General features: G+C 48.5%; 1 protein-coding gene. It reads right to left on the bottom strand.

What is annotated here, in order from left to right:
• Positions 1–1205, bottom strand: a 1205-nt coding sequence (locus OC23_RS12160; protein WP_038345118.1) for a non-ribosomal peptide synthetase, incomplete at both ends; no start/stop codon positions are given.

The raw sequence follows: 1205 nt of genomic DNA, 5'->3' as shown, positions 1-1205 counted from the left end.
ACGCACATAACTTCTCGGTACCATATAGTCCGGTAACTCACGTGCTAACCAGGCATGCAGCTCTGAAGCATCAACCTCTGCCTCCGCTGAATCTGCTATCCACCACGCAACAAGATGACGGCCTTCACCTTCTCCACGGACCTGTACAACCGCCTCTTTCACAGCCGGGTGGCCTGAAAGCTGTACCGCAATCTCTCCCAGCTCAATCCGGAATCCACGAATCTTCACCTGATCATCATTACGGCCCAGATATTCGATATTCCCGTCTGCCAGCCAGCGTGCAGTATCCCCTGTGCGATACATTCTGGCTTCAGCCTCGGTACTAAACGGATCCGGAAGGAAACGCTCGGCTGTAAGCTCTGGCCGGTTCAGGTAACCTCGCGCAACCTGTACACCACCAATATATAACTCGCCTGTAACTCCCGCTGGTACCGGATTACCTTGCGGATCCAGTAGGTATATCTTCGTATTGGCTATCGGCTTGCCGATAGGTACTGTACGTAAATCCGTAATCTCTTCTGGACACTCCCACGCAGTTACATCAACTGCTGCTTCTGTAGGACCATACAGGTTATGGAGTTCAGTTCCAGGCAAGAGCGTCTTAAAGAGTTTCGCTGTAGGAACAGGTAATGCCTCTCCACTACAAATAACACGTTTAATTTCTAATCCAGATGTTCTTACTTCCTCTGATCCCAGGAACTCCGATAACATCGATGGTACAAAGTGTAACGTCGTAATCCGGTAATCCCTGATCACCTGACTTAAATAAGATGGATCCCGGTGACCCTGTGGCTTAGCCATAACCAGTCTGGCACCCGTAATAAGGGGCCAGAAGAACTCCCATACGGAAACATCAAAGCTAAACGGAGTCTTCTGTAAAACAGAATCTGAAGCTGTTAAGCCATAATGTTCCTGCATCCAGCATAAACGGTTAACAATACCAATATGCTCATTCATCACCCCTTTCGGGTTACCTGTAGAACCTGAGGTATAAATCACATAAGCAAGATGACGGCTGTTTAAACCAATCTCTGCCGGTAGCAGATTCTCTTCAGAATATGCAGAAGCCTGTTCAAAGGCATCCTGCAGTAATACCACCGGTACCGATGAACTCTTCAGCACATCTATACCCGTCGCATCAGCCAGTAATAATCTTGGAGAGGCATCTTCCATAATATAGGCCAGGCGCTCTACCGGATAACCAG

It is taken from the genome of Acinetobacter sp. A47 (assembly GCF_000805455.1).
In the GTDB taxonomy this organism is placed as follows: Bacteria; Pseudomonadota; Gammaproteobacteria; order Pseudomonadales; family Moraxellaceae; genus Acinetobacter.
This window is presented reverse-complemented; position numbering and strand designations above follow the sequence as displayed.